An 18,138-nucleotide genomic window follows, 5' to 3' on the forward strand; every position below is an offset into this window, starting at 1 on the left:
GCGCCTCCCTCACTCGCAGGACGTCACCCAGACGCTACTCCCGAAGCCCATCCACTGTCCGCGCCCCGCAACACCCGAAAGGCGGCGGCCGGCCGCCCATCCTCGACGATGTCCTCCGCCACCACCAAGAAGAGCACCGTCACCCTCCCCCGCCGACCCGAGGCCGTGTGCCCGACCGCGTTCGTGAACGCCTCGTTCACGTCTGGACGTCCCCGTGCGACGGATGCCCCTCTCCCGGCACGTCCCGCGCGAAGAGCCGCACGTGCTTCGCGGACTGCTCCACGCCCGGTAGCCTGAGCACCGCGATGACCTCGCTGATCGCCATGAAGATCCCCATCATCGGCTCAAACAACGCCTAGGCTGGACGCTCCACCAGATCTGGCCTGGCCTCCTCATCTGGACCACCCCGTCAGGCGGCTGGTACATCGTCCGTCCGGGCCGAGGTCGCCGATGACGGCGCGGGTGGCGCGCGGCCGGTGATGCGGAACGATCCGCTCGCCGAGGACGGACGAGGGCTGCGGATCATCGACGCGCTCAGCCTGGATTGGGGCGTGCGGCCGGACGGGGAGCGGACGGCGGTGTGGCTGCGGTTCCCCGGCCCGCCGCTCCTTCGGTTGGGCTAGCGCCGGGGCGGCAGCGCGGCGCGGGCGATGGCCTCGCGTTCGGCCGCTTCGCGTTCCGCGGCCGCGCGTTCGGCGGCGGCGCGCTCGTCGTAGGCGGCGCGGGCCGCGGCGATGGCGTTCTGGTGCTCCTCGGTCCAGACGACCAGCGCGTTGATGGTGCTGTGCAGGGTCGCGCCCATCGGCGTCAGCCGGTAGTCCACGCGTGGCGGGACGGTCGCGTGCACCGTCCGGCTCACCAGGCCGTCGCGTTCCAGATGCCGGAGCGTGCGGGTCAGCATCCGCTGGCTGACGCCGTCGATCGCGCGGCGCAGTTCGGTGAAGCGCAGGCTCCGCTTGTCGAGCAGCGCGATCACCAGCAGCGACCATTTGTCGGCGATGCGGTCGAGGATCTGCCGTACTTCGCAGTCGGCGCGCTGGTCCCACTGGAGAACGTCGTCGTCGATGCCGGTATCCCCGCAGTAACCGAGGGACGCGGAAGTTCCGTCTTCCATGGTCATCGATGGTGCCCGACGATGTTGCCGGTTACAAGAGGGAACCGGCGGTCACTCGGGGAACCACCTCGGGACCGGTTCTCTCGTCCAAAGGAGAGCCGGGCGACGATGTCCGATTCGAATGTGCGGATGAGCGGGCGCGCGTGGGGCGTCCTGATGGTGCTGTGCGGTGCGATCTTCCTGGAGGGGATCGATGTCGCGATGCTGAACGTGGCGCTGCCGTCGATCCGCGCCGACCTGGGCCTGTCCACCGGGATGCTCAGCGGCGTGGTGAGCGCGTACGTGCTGGGCTACGGCGGGTTCATGCTGCTGGGCGGGCGGGCGTCCGACCTGCTGGGGCACCGGCGGATGTTCCTGCTGTGGCTGGCGGTCTTCCTGGTCTTCTCGGGCGTCGGCGGCTTCGCCACCGGCGGCTGGATGCTGCTGGCGGCGCGGTTCGTCACCGGCGTGGCGGCCGCGTTCATGGCACCCGCCGGGCTGGCGCTGGTCACCTCCACCTTCCCCGAGGGCCCGGCGCGCACCCGCGCGCTGGGCGTGTACGCGGGGACGGCCGCGGGCGGGTTCTCGCTGGGCCTGGTCGCCGGCGGGGTGCTCGCGTCCTTCGGCTGGCGGTGGGTGTTCTTCGCGCCGGTCATCCTGGCGGCGCTGATCCTGGTGGCGGCGCTGGCCCTGCTCCGCGACACGGGCGAGACGCGCGGCTCGGGCGGGTTCGACATCGCCGGGGCGCTGGCCGTCACGGGGGCGATGCTGCTGCTGGCGTACGGGGTGGTCCGGCTGGAGAACCCCGGCGAGGGCGCATGGCCGACGGCCGGCGTGCTCGCGGCGGGCGCGGCGCTGGCCGGGCTGTTCGTCGCGGTCGAACGGCGGTCGCGGTCGCCGCTGGTGCGGCTCGGCATCCTGCGGGCGGTCCCGCTGGTGCGGGTGAACGCGGCGGCGCTGCTGTTCCTGGGCGCGTTCGCGGGCTTCCAGTTCCTGGCCACCCTGTACTTCCAGGAGGTGCGCGGCTGGAGCACGATGCAGACCGGCCTCGCCATGCTGGTGATCGGCATCGACACGGTGCTCGCGCCCACACTGACCCCGCGGCTGGTGAACCGCTTCGGCAACACCCGCGTGCTGTTCGGCGGGCTCCTGCTCGCGACGGCCGGGTACGCGCTGTTCCTGCCCGTCGGGGCGGACTGGGCCTACACCGCCATGCTGCCGTCGCTGGTCCTGCTCGGCCTGGCCTTCTCGCTGTGCTACGGGCCGCTGACGATGGCGGCGACCGAGGGCGTCCAGGAGGACGAGCACGGCCTGGCGGGCGGCCTGCTCTACACGTCCTTCCAGTTCGGGACGGCGCTCGGGCTGTCGGCCGTCACCGCCGTCAGCGTCGCCGCCGGCACGGGCCTGGACGCGCTGCGGACCGCCCTGGCCGTCCCGGTCGCGGCGGCGGCGCTGGGCGCGGTCGTGATCGCGTTCGGCCTCCGCGCACCCGCCGCCCCGGACGCCGCGTCCAGCGGCGGGAGCGCGCACGCGGAGCCCGCCAAGACCGCCGCCTGAGCCGGAGGGAAAGAGCAGTGGCCACGAAAGCGACGTCCTTCGCCGAGATCGAGGACCAGTTCGACGCCTACATCGGCGACATCGTGTACGCGACCATGACCACCATCGACGCCAGGGGGCGCCCCCGTGCGCGCGTGCTCATCCCGGTGTGGGAGATCGCCGACGGCGCGCCGCTGGGCTGGCTCGCCACCTACAGGACGCCGGTGAAGGCCGCGCACCTGGCCGGGAACCCCCACACCACGTTCTCCTACTGGACGCCGGGGCAGAATGCGGTCAGCGTCGACGCCGTCGCCGCCTGGGTCGACGACCTGGACGTCAAGCGCCGCGTCTGGGACCTCTACCGGCGGACGAGCCCGGAGGGCGCCGGCTACGACCTGGGCCGGTTCTGGCGCGGCGGTCCCGGGGATCCGCAGCTGCACGTCCTGCGGCTGGAGCCCTGGCGCGTCCAGGTGATCAGGGGCACCGACCTGCGCAGCACGATCTGGTACGCCGAAGGGAGACGCTGACCGGCCCGCCCCCGCTGAGGTGACCACCGGCGGCCCTCAGCGGGGGCGAGACGACCAGGCGGTCAGTCCTCGCCGGTGATGGCGTTGAGGCGCTCGACGGCGTTCGCGAAGTCCTCGACCATGTCGTAGACGACCTGGCGGGCGGGCTTGACGGTGTTCATCAGGCCGACGCACTGCCCGACGAAGTAGTTGGCGAGCGCGCGGGCGCCGGGGTTCCCGGACTCGGCGACCTTGGTGATCTGCCGCATCGCGCCCTCGGCGACGATCATCTGAAGCGGCATGCCGAGCGGGCCGGGGCTCGCGGGGCCCTCCCACTCCTCGGTCCAGGCGGAGCGGAGCTGGCGGGCGGGCTTGCCGGTGCGCGACCGCGACCGGATCGTGTCGCGGGACGTGGCGGCGAGCATCTTCTCCTTCACCACCGGGGACGTCTCCGCCTCCTCCGTGGTGAGCCACACCGAGCCGCACCACACACCCGACGCGCCGAGCGCGAGGGCGGCGGCCATCTGCCGTCCGGTGGCGATGCCGCCCGCCGCCAGCACGGGCACGGGTGCGACCGTGTCGACGACCTCGGGGACCAGCACCATCGTGGAGATCTCGCCCGTGTGGCCGCCGGCCTCGCCGCCCTGCGCGATGATCAGGTCGGCGCCGGCGGCGACCTGGCGGCGGGCGTGCTCGGACGTCCCGACCAGCGCGGCGACGGGGACGCCGGCCGCGCGGGCCTTTTCGACCATGAGCGGGGGAGGGGTGCCGAGGGCGCTGGCGATGAGGCCGATGGGGTGCGCGAGCGACACGTCGATCAGCTCGGTCGCGCCCTTCGCGGTGACCTGCGTGCCGCTGCGTGCGTTGGACCGCTTGGCGTTCTCGAAGTCGGGCAGCGGGACGTCGTACTTGGCGAACAGGCCGGTGAGGAACGTCCAGTGCTCGTCCGGGATCGCGGCGAGCATGGCGTCGAGGCCGCCGCCGCTCTCCGCCGACTTGTCGATCTTGCCGGGGACCAGGACGTCGACGCCGTAGGGGCGGCCGCCCACGTGGTCGTCGATCCAGCGCAGTTCCTCTTCGAGCCGGTCGGGGGTGTAGGCGACGGCTCCGAGGACGCCGAAGCCGCCGGCGTTGGTGACGGCGGCGACGACGTCGCGGCAGTGGCTGAAGGCGAAGAGCGGGAACTCGATGCCGAATCGCGTGCAGACCTCGGTGTTCATGGCCCCGACGCTAACGGACCGAATATCATTCGGTCCAGAGCTGGAACGTGTCCAGAGCCGGAACGTGTCTAGGGCCGGAACAGGATGTAGGACTCGCCCTCGTCCGGATGCTCGAACGCGACCCGCAGGGGCAGGCCCTCGCGCAGGTCGCCGCGGTCCGCCCCGTCCAGGCGGGCGTGCAGCCACGGGCCCTCCGCCAGCTCGACCAGCGCCAGGTAGGCGGGCGGGTCCTTGGGCAGGACGGTCCAGGTCACGAGGGTCGCGTCGCCGCTCGCCTCCGCCCATGCGAGGTCCTCCTCGCCGCACTCGGGGCAGCCGGTCGCGTCCGGCGCGAACCACAGGTCGCACGCCGCGCAGTGCCTGACGACCAGGCGGTCGGACGCGGTGCCGTCGAAGAACGGGTCGGTCCGCCCGTCCCGCCGCAGAACGCCGATCTCCATCGGCTATGCCCCCTTCCGGTGCGGGCTGACGATCAGCGTGGCGTGGTGGTCGAGGATGCCGCCGTTCCCGCTGACGAGGATGACGTCGGTGGACGGCGCCTGCCGCTCCCCGCCGTCCCCGCGGGCCTGGATCACGGCCTCCGAGAGAGGCGTCATGCCCCACATGTAGTACGCCGACAGCTGCCCGCCGCCGGTGTTGGTCGGCAGCGAACCGCCGGGCCCGAGCGCGCCGGACGCGGCGAACGCGCCGCCCTCGCCCTTGGCGCAGAATCCGTAGTCCTCCAGTGACACCAGGACCGTGTAGGTGTAGCAGTCGTACAGCTCGCACACGTCGACGTCGGACGGGGTGATCCCGGCCATCTTCATCGCGGTCGCGCCCGAGGAGGCGGCGCCGGTCGTCAGGCCGAAGTCGCTGCCGCGCTCCTTGCGGTGCCCGGGGTGCCCCTGCCCCCACCCCCACAGGTGGACGGGCGGACGGGGCAGGTCGCGGGCCCGGTCGTCGCCCGTCACGATGACCGCGATGGCGCCGTTGGACACGAGGCAGCAGTCCAGCAGGTGCAGCGGCTCGGACACCCAGCGGGAGTTCTGGTGGTCCTCCAGGGTGATCGGGTCGCGCATCTGGGCGAGCGGGTTGCGGGACGCCCACTCCCGCGTCGACACGGCGATCGCGCCGAGCTGCTCGCTGGTCGTCCCGTAGCGGGCCATGTGCCGCTGGGCCGCGAGCGCGTAGAACGAGTTCACGCTGCGCAGCCCGAGCGCCGCCGTCATCCCGCCGAACCCGTACCATTCGCGCGCGTCGCGGTTGTAGGCCGAGCCCGCCGACTGCTTCGGCTTGAGCGGCGCGTCCGCGAACACGCAGGCCACGGTGGTCGCGGTGCCGCTGAGCACCGCCATCGCCGCGTAGGACACCATCGCCCCGGCGGTCGCGCCGAAGGAGTTGACCTGGGACAGCAGCCGCAGGTCGCGCAGCCCCAGCGCGGCGGCCAGCTCGATGCCGGGGGAGCCGCCCATCCCGTGGCTGACCAGCAGCCCGTCCACGTCGGCGAGCGCGAGGCCCGCGTCCCGCGCGGCGAGCCGCACCGCGTCCGCGGCGAGCCGCCGCGGGCTCCGCCCGTACACCTTGCCGAGCTCGGTCATCCCGAGCCCCACGATCGAAGTGCCCCTGGGAATGCTCATCGCCTCGCTCTCCTCGTCCGTAAGTGCCACGGTACAGAATCGCGTTCGGTCTTGGACCGGGCGGGGTGATCAGGGACGGGCGCGGAACGCGCTCCGGTACGCCAGCGGGGACGCGCCGACACGGCGGGCGAAGTGGGCCCGCAGCGTCACCGGCGAGCCGAACCCGGCCTCGGCCGCGACCCGCTCGACCGGCAGGTCCGTGCTCTCCAGCAGTTGCTGCGCGCGGTGCACGCGGGCCCGCGCCAGCCACTGCCGCGGCGTCGTCCCGGCCTGCTCGCGGAACCGCCGGGTCAGCGTCCGGACGCTCACCGACGCCTGCCGGGCGATGTCGTCCAGCGTCAGCGGACGGTGCAGGTTGGCCTCCAGCCAGGCCAGCGTCGGCTGGAGCGCGGCGCCCCCGTCCGGCGGGTCCTCGTGCCGGATGAACTGCGCCTGGCCGCCGTCCCGCTGCGGCGGCATCACGATCCGGCGGGCGGTGCGCGCCGCCGCCGCCGAGCCGTGGTCGCGCCGGACGAGGTGCAGGCACAGGTCGATCCCGGCCGCCACGCCCGCCGAGGTGAGGACCTGCCCACCGTCCACGTAGAGCACGGACGGATCCACCTCGACGTCCGGGAACCGCCGGGCCATCGCCCCCGCGTAGCGCCAGTGCGTCGTGGCCCGGCGCCCGTCCAGCAGCCCGGCCGCGGCGAGGACGAACGCCCCGACGCAGATCGATGCGATCCGGGCACCGCGCGACGCCGCCTCGCGCAGCGCGTCCAGGACCTCGGCGGGCGGATCGGACCGGACGTCCTCGTGCCCCGGCACCACGATCGTGCCGGCCGCGGCCAGCGCGTCCAGGCCGAACGGGGCGTCCACGCGCATCCGGCCGAGCATCGCGGACGTCTCCGCCCCGCCCGGCGGCGTGCACACGCGCGTCTCGTAGAGCGGGACGTCGCCGGGCGTGGACGTCACCCCGAACACCTGGCCCGGGACCGCCAGGTCGAACGGCACGACCCCGTCCAGCGCGAGCACCGCCACCACATGCGCCCCCGACCCGTGCTCGGCCGTCCCGTCCACCGACCTTCCAGGCATGGCCAGAACGTAGCGCACATCGGCAGTCCGGACACTGTCCGGGAGGGCGGGCGGTGCCGGACGATCGGTGGCGATCCGAGCGACACTTCCGAGGAGCCTCCGTGTCCGACCATTTCGCCGAGTTCTCGCTGCCCGACACCGACCTGACCCGCAAGGCCTACGACCTGGTGTTCTCCACGGGCCCCGCGGCGCTCGCCCACCACTCCGCGCGCACCTACCTGTTCGGCCGCGCCATCGGAGAGGCGCGGGGCGTGCGCGCGGGCGCCGACTACGACGACGAGGTCCTGTTCCTGGCGAGCGTCCTGCACGACGTAGGGCTCATCGGAGCGGACCACGGCCGCCGGCGCTTCGAGGTGGACGGCGCCGACCGCGCCGCCGAGTTCCTCACCGGGAACGGCCTGGACGGTGAGCGGACCCGCGTCGTCTGGGAGGCGATCGCCCTGCACACCAGCCTCGGCATCGCGCACCGGATGCGGCCCGAGATCGCCCTCACCCACGCCGGGACCGGCGCCGACATGATCGGCCGCGGCGCGGCGGACCTGCCCGGCGGCATCGCCGAGCGCGCGCACGCCGCGTTCCCCCGCCTCGAACCCGGCTGCGGCCTCACCGAGATCATCGTCGACCAGATCGCCCGCGATCCCGCCAAGGCCCCGATGGGCACCTTCCCGGCCGAGATCGCCCGCCAGTACGGGGCCGGCGACCCCGCGCCCGACTGGGCGGCCCTCGTCGCCGGCGCCTGGCCCGGCACCCCCTGAGACGTGAGTCGCCCGCGCCCCCGGGGCGACGGGGACGCGGGCGACGCGCGGGAATGGCCCGCGGTTTCCAGGAGGCCCTGGTACGGGACGCCGTGCGCACGGTGCCGCGCTAACGGTGCCGTGCCCACGGTGCCGTGCCCACGGCGCCGGGATCACAACGCCGTGCTCACGACGCCGTGCTCACGACGCCAGGACGGCCTGCAGGAAGTCCCGGGTGCGCTGCTCGGACGGCTCGCCGAAGATCTGGTCCGGCGGACCCTCCTCGACGATCTGGCCCTGGTCGAACATCAGGACCCGGTTCGAGATGTCCCTGGCGAAGTTCATCTCGTGGGTGACGCACAGCATGGTGAGGTCGCTCTGCCGCGCGATGTCGCGCAGCAGGTCCTGGACGCCGACGACGAGTTCGGGGTCCAGGGCGGAGGTCACCTCGTCCAGCAGCAGCACCTTCGGCTGCATGGCGAGGGCCCGCGCGATCGCCACCCGCTGCTGCTGCCCGCCGGACAGCTGCGTCGGATGCGCGTTCTCCTTGTCGGAGAGCCCGACCATGTCCAGCAGGCCGCGAGCGCGCTCGACCGCCTCGTCCTTCGGCACCCCCAGCACGCGCACCGGCCCCTCGGTGAGGTTGCGCAGCACGTTCATGTTGGGGAACAGGTTGAACTGCTGGAACACCATGCCGACCTGCTTGCGCATCTCGTGCAGGTGCTTCTGGCTCGCCGGGACGCGCCGGCCGCCGCGCTCCATGTGCCAGAGGGTCTCGTCGCCGATCCAGATGACGCCCTCGTCCAGCGTCTCCAGCGTCATCAGCAGCCGCAGGATCGTGGTCTTGCCCGACCCGCTCGGCCCGATGAGCGTCACCCGCTCGCCGGGCGCCACGGTGAAGTCGAGCTCGCGCAGGACGACGTTGGAGCCGAACCGCTTGACCACCTTCTCGAAGCGGATTCCGGGCGCGGCGCCGTGCGGCGTCCCCGCGGCGTGCCCGCCCTCGGGGGCGGCGTCCTCCCCGGTGGGGGCGTCCTTCTCCAGGACGGTGTCGGCCGCGGTGTCTGCCGCTGCGTCCTTGGGGGCTTCCGGTGTGTTAGGTGGTGGCATAGCGCCTCTCCAAGCGGCGGACGAGTATCGAGGATATGACGCTGACGATGACGAACAACAGGCCGACCATCGTCATCGGCTCCAGGAACTGGAGGGTCTGCGACCCGACCTTGTTGGCCATGAACAGCAGCTCCGCGACGTTGATCGCCATCAGCATCGGCGAGTCCTTGAACATCGCGATCAGGTAGTTGCCGAGCGTCGGGATGACCCGGCGGATCGCCTGCGGCAGGATCACGTCCAGCCACACCCGCGACCGCGGCAGGTTCAGCGCGGTGCACGCCTCCCACTGGCCGCGCGGGATGTCGGAGATCCCCGCCCGGTACACCTCGGCGGTGTAGGTCGAGTAGTGGACCCCGAGCGTGATGATCCCCGCGGTCAGCGAGCCGATCGTGAGGCCCCAGGCGGGCAGCACGAAGAACACGAAGTACAGCTGCGGGATCAGCGGCGTGGACCGGATGAACTCGGTGATCCACCGGATCGTCTCGTTGAACACCCGGCTCGGCGAGCGGCGCAGCAGCGTCCACACGAGCCCGAGGACCAGGGCGACGACGTAGCCGAGCAGCGTCGCGATGACGGTGTAGCGCAACCCGTCCAGCAGGTCGGGGAGGATGTCCCCGGAGTACTGCCAGTCCCATTCCATCAGCCCACCCCCGCCCCGGGAGCGCCGGCCGCGACCGTCCCGAGGGACGGCTCACGCGACGGCCTGCGGCCGAGCATGCGGTCCACCCGGCGCTCGGCGTAGCGGACGAACAGCTGCAGCACCTGCGCGATGATGAAGTACAGGACGAGCACCACCGAGAACGCCGCGACGGTCTCGCCCGTGCTGCCCTGGATGTTCTTCGACACCCGGGTCAGGTCGACCAGAGTCACCAGCGACACGATCGCGGTGCCCTTCATCAGCTCGATGATCAGGTTGCCGAACGGGGGCAGCATCAGCGCGAACGCCTGCGGGAGCAGGACGCGGCGCATCCGCTGGAACGGCGTGAAGTTCAGCGCGATCGTCGCCTCGTACTGCGCCTTCGGGACCGCGTTGATCGAGCCGCGCACCACCTCCGCGCCGTAGGCGCCGACGTTCAGGCCGAGCGCCAGCACCGCCGCGAACGTGGTGGCGAGCTTCAGGCCGATCAGCGGCAGCGCATAGAAGAACCAGAACAGCAGGACCAGGGTCGCGTTCCCGCGGAAGAACTCCACGTACACGCGGTTCAGCACGCGCACCCACGCGTGGCGCGAGGTGCCCGCCATGCCGAAGAGCAGGGCGAGCACCAGCGCCAGCGCGCCACCGAGAAGGGTGAGCCGGACCGTGACCCACGCGCCGTCCAGCCACTGGGGGTAGCTGTCGAGGACGTCGGACACGGGCGATCAGCCCTTGCAGAACTTGGCGGCGGTGTCGTCCGGGCCCGGCATGTCGTCCTGGGCGAACCCGAACGGCTGCAGGATCGGCAGCAGGCCGTTCTGCTGCTTGAGCTTGGCCAGCTCGGCGTTCCAGGCGTCCACGAGGTCGGTGTCGGCCTTGCGGAACGCGAACGCGCCGGCGCCGAGCTGCTCCTTGCCGTCGATGACGGGGGTGAAGGCGTCGGTCACCTCGAAGCCCTCGCCCTTGTGCTTGGACAGCAGGTCGGCCAGCGAGATGCGGGTCAGCCAGATGCAGTCGATGCGGCCGGCCTTCAGGCCCTCGTAGGCGCTGGCCTGGTCGGCGAACGTCTTGATGTCGCCCTTCTTGACGCCGTTCTTCTCGGCGTAGCCGGCCTCGACCGCGCCGGTGAGGACGCCGACCTTGACGCCCTTGGCCGCCGGGTCCTTCTCGTTCTTCAGCCCCTTCGGGTTGCCCTCCTTGACCATGAAGGCGCTCTTGGCGACGTACTCGGGGTTCGCGAACGCCGCGGACGCGCACCGCTCCGGGTTGATGAACATGCCGGCGGCGATCGCGTCGAACCGCTTGGCGTTGAGCCCGGCGATCAGGCCGCCGAAGTCGACCTGGACGCCCTTGATCTCGTCGATGCCGAGGTTCTTGAAGATGACGCGGGCCAGCTCGGGCGCCTCTCCGGTCAGCTTCCCGGACTTGTCGGTGTAGCCGTAGGGCGCCTCGTTCGCGAAGCCCACGGTGATGGTGCCGGCGTCCTTGGCCTTCTGCAGCGTGCCGCCGCCCGCCTTCTCCTGCTCCGGATCCGTCGTGGAGCAGCCCGCCGCGGCCAGGGGGACCGCGGCGGACAGCAGCACGGCGGTGCGGAGGAAGTCTCGTCTCGAGGAAGTCATCGTCGAACTCCTGTTGGTGTGCCATCGCGCCCGCGGGGGCCATATGCGGCCCCCGCGGGCGCGGGGCAGGCGGTCGGGGGGGTTATCGAATTGTTGTGACCAGATCAGTCGGCCACGGCGGTGAAATCGCGTGCGCCGATGAACGAGGGTCGGGGTGCGGGCGCCGAGAACGGCTCGACGCACGTGTTCTCCACGCTGTTGAACACGATGAACACGTTGGAGCGCGGGAAGGGGGTGATGTTGCCGTTCGAGCCGTGCATGCAGTTGCAGTCGAACATGGTCGCGGAGCCCGCGGTGCCCGTGAACAGCTCGATCCCGTGCTTGTCGGCGAGGATCGAGAGGCTGTTCGGGTCGGGCGTGCCGATCTCCTGGCCGCGCAGCGACTCCTTGTAGTGGTCGTCGGGGGTCTCACCCACGCACGCCACGAAGGTCTTGTGCGAGCCAGGCATAATCATTAGCCCGCCATTGTGCACGAAGTTCTCGGTGAGTGCTATGGATATGCTCACCGCGCGCATCCGCGGCATGCCGTCCTCGGCGTGCCAGGTCTCGAAGTCGGAGTGCCAGTAGAAGTCCTTGCCGGTGAACCCCGGCTTGTAGTTGACCCGGCTCTGGTGCACGTACACGTCCGAGCCGAGGATCTGCCGCGCCCGGCCGACCACGCGGGGGTCGCGGACGAGGGCGGCGAAGACCTCACTGATCTTGTGGACCTCGAAGATGGAGCGGACCTCGTCCGAGCCGCGCTCGGTGACCGTGCGCTCGTCGGCCAGGATCTCCGGGTCGCACGACAGCCGGCGCAGCTCGGCGCGGTAGTCCTCGACCTCCTCCGGCGCGAGCAGCTGGTCGACGGTCAGGAAGCCGTTGGCCTCGAAGGCGTCGAGGGTGGCGTCGTCGATCGGCCCGTCCTGCGGCCCGCCGTACACGACCGGGTCCTGCCGGTACAGCAGCGCCGCCTCGGCGGCCTTCCGGGTGGGGTAGGCGTCGTCGATCGTCGGATGGGACTCGATGATGCTCATGCGTCCTCCTCAGTCAGCAGCGGGTAGACACCGTTCTCGTCATGGACCTCCCGACCGGTGCAGGGGGGGTTGAAGACGCAGACGGTCTTCACGTCCGTGTGGGCGCGCAGGGTGTGGTGCTCGTGGCCGTCGAGCAGGTACATCACGCCGGGGCGGATCTCGTGCTTCTCACCGGTCTCCTCGTTGGTGAGCTCGCCCTCGCCCTCGATGCAGTAGACGGCCTCGATGTGGTTCGCGTACCACATCCTCGTCTCGGTCCCCGCGTACAGGATCGTCTCGTGCAGCGAGAATCCGACGCCCTCCTTGGCGAGCACGAACCGCCGGCTGCACCAGGTGGGCGCCTGGACGTCGCGCTCGGTGCCGACGATCTCGTCAAGGGAACGAACGATCATTGATCTCCTCTTTCCGTGGTGCGGTCGGTCCGGCTCAGACCGTGACCTTCGCGCGGACGGCCGCCACCGAGTCCGCGATGATCTCCAGGCCGCGGCTCAGCTCGGCCTCCGTCGTGGTGAGCGGCGGCAGCAGCTTGACGACCTCGCCCTCGGGGCCGGAGGTCTCCATCAGCAGGCCGCGGGCGAACGCCTCGCCGCACACCTTGGGCGCCAGCTCGGCGTCCTTCATCACCAGGCCCCAGGCGAGGCCGCGGCCGCGGACGGAGTCGACGGCGCCGGCGTGCGCGAGCGCGATCTCCTGCAGCGCGGCCTGGACCTGCTGGCCCTTGGCGAGCGTCTGCTTCTCGAAGTCGCCGCCGGCCCAGTAGTCCTCCAGCGCGGCGACGGCGGTGACGAACGCGGGGTTGAAGCCGCGGAAGGTGCCGTTGTGCTCGCCCGGCTCCCACACGTCCAGCTCGCGCCGCATCAGCGTCACCGCGAACGGCAGCCCGTAGCCGCTGAGGGACTTGGACAGGCAGATGATGTCCGGGGTGATCCCGGCCTCCTCGAAGCTGAAGAACGGCCCGGTGCGGCCGCAGCCCATCTGCACGTCGTCGACGATGAGGAGGATGTCGTGGCGGCGGCACAGGTCCTGCAGGCCGCGCAGCCACTCGGCGGTGGCGACGTTGATGCCGCCCTCGCCCTGCACGGTCTCCACGATGACGGCGGCGGGCTTGTCCAGGCCGCTGCCGCTGTCGTCCAGCATCGTGTCGAACAGCAGGAAGTCGGGCGTGCGCCCGTCGAGGTAGTTGTCGTAGGGCATCGCGACGCCGTGGCCGAGCGGGACGCCCGCGCCGGTCCGCTTCATCGAGTTGCCGGTGACGGCGAGCGCGCCGAGCGTCATCCCGTGGAAGGCGTTGGTGAAGCTGACGACGGTCTCGCGGCCGGTGTACTTGCGCGCGAGTTTCAGCGCGGCCTCGACCGAGTTGTTGCCCGCGGGGCCGGGGAACTGGACCTTGTAGTCCAAGCCGCGCGGCTCCAGAACGTACTCGTTGAAACGTTCCAGGAAGTCGCGTTTGGCGGCGGTGTACATGTCGAGGCTGTGCACGATCGCGTCACTGGCGAGATAGTCCAGCAGCCGGCGTTTCAGCTGCGGGTTGTTGTGCCCGTAGTTGAGCGTCCCGGCGCCGGCGAAGAAATCGAGATACGTTTTACCGTGCTCGTCGGTCATATGGCTGCCCTGCGCGGTGGTGAACACCGTGGGCCACCCTCGGCAGTAGCCGCGGACTTCCGATTCCATGCGGGCGAAAACGTCCATGTCTGCCTCCAGGCAAGTCGGGGTGGGGGAGCGGATGAGGGACTGCGGTGGTCAGTTCGCGGCGGCGATCGGGCCGATCCTGAAGAGCACCTCGGGCTCGTGTCCCCCCTCGGGGAAGTGCTCCGCGCCGAACAGCGGGCTGCGGGCGAGCTCGCACCCGCGGTCCCGGGCGAACGAGGCGAACATCGCGGTGGACGCGGCGTTGCCCGGGGTCACCGTGGCCTCCATGTACCGGTGCCCGCGGGGGGCGAGCCGGTCGGCGAGGCGGTCGAGCATGCGGCGGGCCAGGCCCTGTCCGCGGTGCGCGCGGTCGACGGCGACCTGCCAGACGAAGAAGGTGTCCGGCCGGGCCGGGCGGACGTAGCCGGTGATGAAGCCGCACGGGCCGGCCCCGTCCCGCGCGACTACGGAAGTGTCCCCGAAATCGCGGCACCAAAGCGTGTAGCTGTACGGCGAGTTGACGTCCAGAACCTTCGAGTCCCGGGCGAGCCGCCACAGCTCTGGGCCATCGGAGAGGCTCGGCTCCTGGAGAAGCACTTCCGCGTTCGTCTCGTCCGGTTCGGGGCGTCGGGTCGATGATTCCAGGGGTTGCGCTGCCATGTCCAGGCAACTTAGCGAATCTCGCCCCGTGATCGCATATAGATGTTATCTGCGAGATGTTTAGCGCCGCGGAGCGCTGGGTAGGGTTAAGGGCTTTGCCGAATTCGGTGCAATTCCAATCGTCCCCGCGCGGGTGGTCTCCCGCCTTTCCCGGTGATACGCAGGAGGTACGGCGGGATGCGCCGGAGAGAGCGCCCGGACGTTTCCTGAACGCAACCTTAATGTTTTGACATCGCTTGGCGACGCGTTCTGTGTATCGGTTGTGTGAGGTAAGTCACTCGGATTCGGTGTGAACTCCGCCGGTGCGGCGGGCGTCACGTCGCATCGGGCGAGGTCGTCCGGGCGCGGGCGCCCTGGGACGTATGGGGGCCACGGCGTTCAGGCGGGTTCTGGGAGCCCGCCCTTGCTTGCCTTCAAGGGGCCGGTTCACTCACGGCGAGGTAAGGCGCCGGTCGCCGGAGAGTAAGAAAGATGGGAATTTCGGTCCGGGGCGGGCCGGCCGGGGCCCGCCGCCGGCACCGAAGTCCGGCCGGGTTGCGGCCGTGCCGGTCATCGCGTTATGACGTGACCGATTCGGCGGCGAAGCGGTCGGTCGCCTCGATCAGGTGGTGCAGGATGCCCGGCTCGCTGAACGCGTGGCCCGCGTCGTCCACGATGTGGAACTCGGCCTCCGGCCACGCGCGGTGCAGGTCCCAGGCCGTCGCCGCCGGGGTGCAGACGTCGTAGCGGCCCTGCACGATCACCGCCGGGATGTCGCGGATCTTGTCCACGTCCCGGATCAGCTGCTCGTCCTCGAAGAAGCCCTCGTTGACGAAGTAGTGGTTCTCGATGCGGGCGAACGCCACCGCGTAGTCCGGCTCGCCGAACCCCCCGGCCAGCTCGGGGTCCGGCCGCAGCGTGATCGTCGAGCCCTCCCAGGTCGCCCACGCCTTCGCCGCCGCGACCCGCACGTCCCGGTCCTTGGAGTTGAGCCGCTCGTGGAACGCGGAGATGAGGTCCTCCCGCTCGTCCTCGGGGATCGGCTCGACGTACTTCTCCCACAGGTCGGGGAACAGCAGCGACGCCCCCTCCTGGTAGAACCAGTACAGCTCGAACGGCCGCAGCGTGAAGATGCCGCGCAGCACCAGCCCGGTCACCCGCTCCGGGTGGGTCTGCGCGTACGCCAGCGACAGCGCGCTGCCCCAGCTCCCGCCGAACACCAGCCAGCGCTCGATGCCGAGGTGCTCGCGCAGCCGCTCCATGTCCGCGACGAGGTTCCAGGTGGTGTTCGCCTCCAGCGACACCTCCGGGTCCTTGGCGTGCGGCAGGCTGCGCCCGCAGTTGCGCTGGTCGAACAGGACGATCCGGTACGCCTCGGGGTCGAACTGCCGGCGGTGCGCCGGGCTGCAGCCGGCCCCCGGCCCGCCGTGCACCATGACCGCGGGCCTGCCCGCCGGGTTGCCGCAGACCTCCCAGTAGATCTGATTGCCGTCGCCGACGTCGAGCAGCCCGGAATCGTGCGGCTCGATCGGCGGATACAGGGTGCGAAGCTCCATGGACCGCGATTGTCCCACCCGCGGCGACCGCCGGCCGGATGTGACCCGCGGCACCGTCAGGCGGCCCATAGCGGCCGCCATCAGGCGCCCGGCGTGCGGGAACGCCGCGGGGGCGGCGAGAAAGTAAACCCCAAACTGGGCAAACGCTCCGCTGGTCGGGACTAGAGTGCCTTCAGTGAGCGAAGCGAGGGCCCGCAGGGCCGGGTGCGGAGCGAACGAGATGTGCACAACGACCCCCGCGAACGCGGCCGTGCGCCGCCGGGCGAGGAGACACGTGAGCGAAGTGACGAGCCGTCCGAGGAAAGCGGCGAGCAGGATGGGCGGCGGCATGCCGGTCACCGGGCTCCCGGCCGTGAGGCGAGGAGAACGGTGAGCGAGCTGAACGGATCGGGCGGCAACCGCGGTGTCCCCGACGCGGCGGCGCCCTGGCCCGCCATGGGCCGCGACCCCGGCCGCGCCCCCGAGGCCCCCGCCCTGCCGGCCGCCCAGCAGCCCATCCAGATGGCCAAGCCCGGCCAGGCGGGCCAGCCCGCGCAGGGCGGCCACCCCGGCCAGCACGGCAGGCACGGCCAGGGCGGCGAGCTGGTGCTCGCCTCCGAGGAGCAGCCCGAGGCCCAGCCCTGGGACATCGTCGAGCGGCTCCGCCAGATGGCCGACCTCATCGGCGACGCGCTCGCCGCCGGCGAGCGCAAGGTCAACGAGGCGCAGAGCGAGATCACCTCGCAGGTCGCGGCCGTGCAGCAGGAGAAGGAGTCGGCGCAGCGCGACGCGGCCGCCGCCTGGGGCGAGGTGCAGCGCGCCCGCGGCCAGGCCGAGCAGGCCGACCGGCGCGCCGTCGAGGCCGAGCGGCGCCTCACCGAGGCCCAGAACGAGACGGCCGCGCAGGTCGCGGCGGTGCAGCAGGAGAAGGAGTCGGCGCAGCGCGACGCCGCGGCCGCCTGGGGCGAGGTGCAGCGCGCCCGCGGCCAGGCCGAGCAGGCCGAGCGCCGCGCCGTCGAGGCCGAGCGGCAGGTCGCCGAGGCCGAGCGCCGCGCCGCCGAGGTCCAGAACGAGGCCGTCACCCAGATCGCCGCGCTCCAGACCGAGAAGGAGAACGCGCAGCGCGACGCCGCCGCCGCGTGGAACCAGGCCCAGCAGGGGCGCGTGCAGGCCGACCAGGCCCGCGCCCAGGCCGACCAGGCCCGCGCGCAGATGGAGCAGGTGCAGGCCCAGGTCGAGCAGGCCGAGCGCCGCGTCGCCGAGGCCGAGGCCACCGTCCGCCAGGCGATCCAGCAGCGCGACGCCATGAGCGAGGCCCGCGACGACGCCCTGCGCGCCGTCGAGGACGCCACCGGCGCCCGCCGCTCCGCCGAGTCCGAGCGCGACCGGGTCGCCGAGCAGGCCGCGGAGCTGTCGCGGGCGCTGGAGACCGCGCACGGCGAGCTGGCGCAGATGCGCGCCAAGGTCACCGACGCCGAGATGACGGCGCAGAACCTGCAGCACGCGGTCGTCGCCGCCGGCAAGGAGGTCGACGAGTCCCGGCGCCGCGCCGAGGTCGCCGAGCGCCGGGCGCAGGAGAACGAGCGCCGCGCCCAGGAGGCCGAGCGCCGGGCGCAGGACGCCGAGCGCCGCGTCCAGGAAGCCGCCGCGCGCGCCGACGCCGCCGAGGCCGAGCGCCAGCAGGCCCTCGACACGGCGAGCCAGTCGCTGGAGGCCGCCAAGAAGGCCGAGCGGGAGCGGGACGCGGGCGCCAAGGCCCGGGAGGCCGCCGAGCGGACCCGCGAGGCGGCCGTGCAGGCGCAGGCCCGCGCCGAGTCCGAGCTGACCCTCGCCCGGGGCCGCGCCGACCAGGCCGGCCGCGAGCGCGACAAGGCGGTGTCCGGGATGCGGCAGATGGCCGCCGAGCGCGACGCCGTCGCCGAGAAGCTCGCCGAACGCGACCAGTGGGTCGACCAGCTGGCCCAGGCGGTCACCGAGCAGCGCGCGCAGATCGCCGAGCTGTCCCAGGAGCGCGACGCCGCCCGGCAGGCCGCCGACCAGGCCCGCTCCCTGATCGACGAGCTCACCCGCCAGCTCCGCACGATCATGCCGAGCGCCGCGACGCCCCGCCTCTAGGGGCGGCGGCGGCCGCGGCGGCCGGGGATGTCGCGGGGCGCGTCCGGCCTGGGCGATTCAGTTGTTAT

At 71.9% G+C, this 18,138-nt stretch carries 20 protein-coding genes; 5 read left to right on the plus strand and 15 right to left on the minus strand.

The features are described 5' to 3' along the window. Nucleotides 1-196 precede the first annotated feature (196 nt). The gene (locus tag E1284_RS41435) at nt 197-340 is read right to left on the minus strand and encodes a hypothetical protein (protein WP_165965255.1); all 144 of its coding nucleotides are present in this window, start codon (nt 338-340) and stop codon (nt 197-199) included. 139 nt (nt 341-479) lie between these two features. On the opposite strand from E1284_RS41435, the gene E1284_RS41440 reads away from it, so the two are divergent. Then, nucleotides 480-623, plus strand: coding sequence for an ATP-binding protein (locus tag E1284_RS41440; RefSeq protein WP_165965256.1), 144 nt, complete (start codon nt 480-482; stop codon nt 621-623). Here E1284_RS41440 and E1284_RS13800 read toward each other — a convergent pair. Next, nucleotides 620-1,114: a winged helix-turn-helix transcriptional regulator gene (locus E1284_RS13800; RefSeq protein ID WP_131939462.1), complete on the minus strand. Its 495-nt coding sequence runs from the start codon at nt 1,112-1,114 to the stop codon at nt 620-622. The two genes, E1284_RS41440 and E1284_RS13800, sit on opposite strands and share 4 nt — an antisense overlap. A 108-nt stretch (nt 1,115-1,222) precedes the next feature. Between E1284_RS13800 and E1284_RS13805 the strand changes: the two genes are divergently transcribed. After that, nucleotides 1,223-2,650, plus strand: a complete 1,428-nt coding sequence (locus E1284_RS13805) for an MFS transporter (RefSeq protein ID WP_131939463.1) — start codon at nt 1,223-1,225, stop codon at nt 2,648-2,650. Between the two features lie 17 nt (nt 2,651-2,667). Continuing rightward, nucleotides 2,668-3,156 carry a pyridoxamine 5'-phosphate oxidase family protein gene (locus E1284_RS13810; RefSeq protein WP_131939464.1) on the plus strand — a complete coding sequence of 163 codons (489 nt, stop codon included), beginning with the start codon at nt 2,668-2,670 and terminating at the stop codon, nt 3,154-3,156. Nucleotides 3,157-3,218: 62 nt separating this feature from the next. On the opposite strand, the gene E1284_RS13815 is transcribed toward E1284_RS13810, so the two are convergent. From E1284_RS13815 to E1284_RS13830, 4 genes are all read right to left on the minus strand, one after another. Beyond that, nucleotides 3,219-4,355 (minus strand): NAD(P)H-dependent flavin oxidoreductase, encoded by a 1,137-nt coding sequence (locus E1284_RS13815; protein ID WP_131939465.1) that lies wholly within the window; start codon nt 4,353-4,355, stop codon nt 3,219-3,221. A gap of 68 nt (nt 4,356-4,423) precedes the next feature. Continuing rightward, the gene (locus E1284_RS13820) at nt 4,424-4,795 is read right to left on the minus strand and encodes a Zn-ribbon domain-containing OB-fold protein (RefSeq protein ID WP_131939466.1); all 372 of its coding nucleotides are present in this window, start codon (nt 4,793-4,795) and stop codon (nt 4,424-4,426) included. A 3-nt stretch (nt 4,796-4,798) separates the two neighbouring features. Next, nucleotides 4,799-5,971 (minus strand): thiolase family protein, encoded by a 1,173-nt coding sequence (locus tag E1284_RS13825; protein WP_131939467.1) that lies wholly within the window; start codon nt 5,969-5,971, stop codon nt 4,799-4,801. 69 nt (nt 5,972-6,040) lie between these two features. After that, nucleotides 6,041-7,042: a GlxA family transcriptional regulator gene (locus tag E1284_RS13830; RefSeq protein ID WP_131939468.1), complete on the minus strand. Its 1,002-nt coding sequence runs from the start codon at nt 7,040-7,042 to the stop codon at nt 6,041-6,043. Between the two features lie 101 nt (nt 7,043-7,143). On the opposite strand from E1284_RS13830, the gene E1284_RS13835 reads away from it, so the two are divergent. Then, nucleotides 7,144-7,797 carry an HD domain-containing protein gene (locus E1284_RS13835; RefSeq protein ID WP_165965257.1) on the plus strand — a complete coding sequence of 218 codons (654 nt, stop codon included), beginning with the start codon at nt 7,144-7,146 and terminating at the stop codon, nt 7,795-7,797. 180 nt (nt 7,798-7,977) lie between these two features. On the opposite strand, the gene ehuA is transcribed toward E1284_RS13835, so the two are convergent. From ehuA to pip, 9 genes are all read right to left on the minus strand, one after another. Then, complete coding sequence (gene ehuA, locus E1284_RS13840) at nt 7,978-8,886, minus strand: ectoine/hydroxyectoine ABC transporter ATP-binding protein EhuA (protein ID WP_131939470.1); 909 nt, start codon at nt 8,884-8,886, stop codon at nt 7,978-7,980. Continuing rightward, nucleotides 8,873-9,526, minus strand: coding sequence for an ectoine/hydroxyectoine ABC transporter permease subunit EhuD (gene ehuD / locus E1284_RS13845; protein WP_131939471.1), 654 nt, complete (start codon nt 9,524-9,526; stop codon nt 8,873-8,875). Before ehuD ends, ehuA begins: the two co-directional genes overlap by 14 nt. After that, on the minus strand, nt 9,526-10,239 hold the full coding sequence (ehuC, locus tag E1284_RS13850) for an ectoine/hydroxyectoine ABC transporter permease subunit EhuC (protein WP_131939472.1): 714 nt from the start codon (nt 10,237-10,239) through the stop codon (nt 9,526-9,528). Before ehuC ends, ehuD begins: the two co-directional genes overlap by 1 nt. 6 nt (nt 10,240-10,245) lie before the next feature. After that, entirely contained in the window at nt 10,246-11,139 is an 894-nt protein-coding gene (gene ehuB / locus E1284_RS13855) for an ectoine/hydroxyectoine ABC transporter substrate-binding protein EhuB (RefSeq protein WP_131939473.1), read from the minus strand. Nucleotides 11,140-11,243: 104 nt separating this feature from the next. Beyond that, the gene (gene thpD, locus E1284_RS13860) at nt 11,244-12,152 is read right to left on the minus strand and encodes an ectoine hydroxylase (RefSeq protein WP_131939474.1); all 909 of its coding nucleotides are present in this window, start codon (nt 12,150-12,152) and stop codon (nt 11,244-11,246) included. Next, nucleotides 12,149-12,544 carry an ectoine synthase gene (locus tag E1284_RS13865; protein ID WP_131939475.1) on the minus strand — a complete coding sequence of 132 codons (396 nt, stop codon included), beginning with the start codon at nt 12,542-12,544 and terminating at the stop codon, nt 12,149-12,151. Before E1284_RS13865 ends, thpD begins: the two co-directional genes overlap by 4 nt. A gap of 34 nt (nt 12,545-12,578) precedes the next feature. Further along, nucleotides 12,579-13,841, minus strand: coding sequence for a diaminobutyrate--2-oxoglutarate transaminase (ectB, locus tag E1284_RS13870; protein WP_131939476.1), 1,263 nt, complete (start codon nt 13,839-13,841; stop codon nt 12,579-12,581). A 51-nt stretch (nt 13,842-13,892) separates the two neighbouring features. Continuing rightward, a complete protein-coding gene (gene ectA, locus E1284_RS13875) occupies nt 13,893-14,441 on the minus strand; it encodes a diaminobutyrate acetyltransferase (protein ID WP_131939477.1) in 549 nt (182 codons plus the stop codon). Nucleotides 14,442-14,998: 557 nt separating this feature from the next. After that, nucleotides 14,999-15,976: a prolyl aminopeptidase gene (pip, locus tag E1284_RS13880; RefSeq protein WP_131939478.1), complete on the minus strand. Its 978-nt coding sequence runs from the start codon at nt 15,974-15,976 to the stop codon at nt 14,999-15,001. A 369-nt stretch (nt 15,977-16,345) separates the two neighbouring features. On the opposite strand from pip, the gene E1284_RS13885 reads away from it, so the two are divergent. Continuing rightward, nucleotides 16,346-18,070, plus strand: a complete 1,725-nt coding sequence (locus E1284_RS13885; RefSeq protein ID WP_131939479.1) for a coiled-coil domain-containing protein — start codon at nt 16,346-16,348, stop codon at nt 18,068-18,070. The last annotated feature ends 68 nt before the right edge of the window (nt 18,071-18,138 follow it).

Source organism: Actinomadura bangladeshensis (assembly GCF_004348335.1).
In the GTDB taxonomy this organism is placed as follows: Bacteria; Actinomycetota; Actinomycetes; order Streptosporangiales; family Streptosporangiaceae; genus Spirillospora; species Spirillospora bangladeshensis.

Coding starts and splice junctions, on each gene's coding strand:
- E1284_RS41435 (WP_165965255.1), bottom strand. CDS start 340: ATGATGGGGATCTTCATGGCGATCAGCGAGGTCATCGCGGTGCTCAGG.
- E1284_RS41440 (WP_165965256.1), top strand. CDS start 480: ATGCGGAACGATCCGCTCGCCGAGGACGGACGAGGGCTGCGGATCATC.
- E1284_RS13800 (WP_131939462.1), bottom strand. CDS start 1,114: ATGGAAGACGGAACTTCCGCGTCCCTCGGTTACTGCGGGGATACCGGC.
- E1284_RS13805 (WP_131939463.1), top strand. CDS start 1,223: ATGTCCGATTCGAATGTGCGGATGAGCGGGCGCGCGTGGGGCGTCCTG.
- E1284_RS13815 (WP_131939465.1), bottom strand. CDS start 4,355: ATGAACACCGAGGTCTGCACGCGATTCGGCATCGAGTTCCCGCTCTTC.
- E1284_RS13820 (WP_131939466.1), bottom strand. CDS start 4,795: ATGGAGATCGGCGTTCTGCGGCGGGACGGGCGGACCGACCCGTTCTTC.
- E1284_RS13825 (WP_131939467.1), bottom strand. CDS start 5,971: ATGAGCATTCCCAGGGGCACTTCGATCGTGGGGCTCGGGATGACCGAG.
- E1284_RS13830 (WP_131939468.1), bottom strand. CDS start 7,042: ATGCCTGGAAGGTCGGTGGACGGGACGGCCGAGCACGGGTCGGGGGCG.
- ehuA (WP_131939470.1), bottom strand. CDS start 8,886: ATGCCACCACCTAACACACCGGAAGCCCCCAAGGACGCAGCGGCAGAC.
- ehuD (WP_131939471.1), bottom strand. CDS start 9,526: ATGGAATGGGACTGGCAGTACTCCGGGGACATCCTCCCCGACCTGCTG.
- ehuB (WP_131939473.1), bottom strand. CDS start 11,139: ATGACTTCCTCGAGACGAGACTTCCTCCGCACCGCCGTGCTGCTGTCC.
- thpD (WP_131939474.1), bottom strand. CDS start 12,152: ATGAGCATCATCGAGTCCCATCCGACGATCGACGACGCCTACCCCACC.
- E1284_RS13865 (WP_131939475.1), bottom strand. CDS start 12,544: ATGATCGTTCGTTCCCTTGACGAGATCGTCGGCACCGAGCGCGACGTC.
- ectB (WP_131939476.1), bottom strand. CDS start 13,841: ATGGACGTTTTCGCCCGCATGGAATCGGAAGTCCGCGGCTACTGCCGA.
- ectA (WP_131939477.1), bottom strand. CDS start 14,441: ATGGCAGCGCAACCCCTGGAATCATCGACCCGACGCCCCGAACCGGAC.
- pip (WP_131939478.1), bottom strand. CDS start 15,976: ATGGAGCTTCGCACCCTGTATCCGCCGATCGAGCCGCACGATTCCGGG.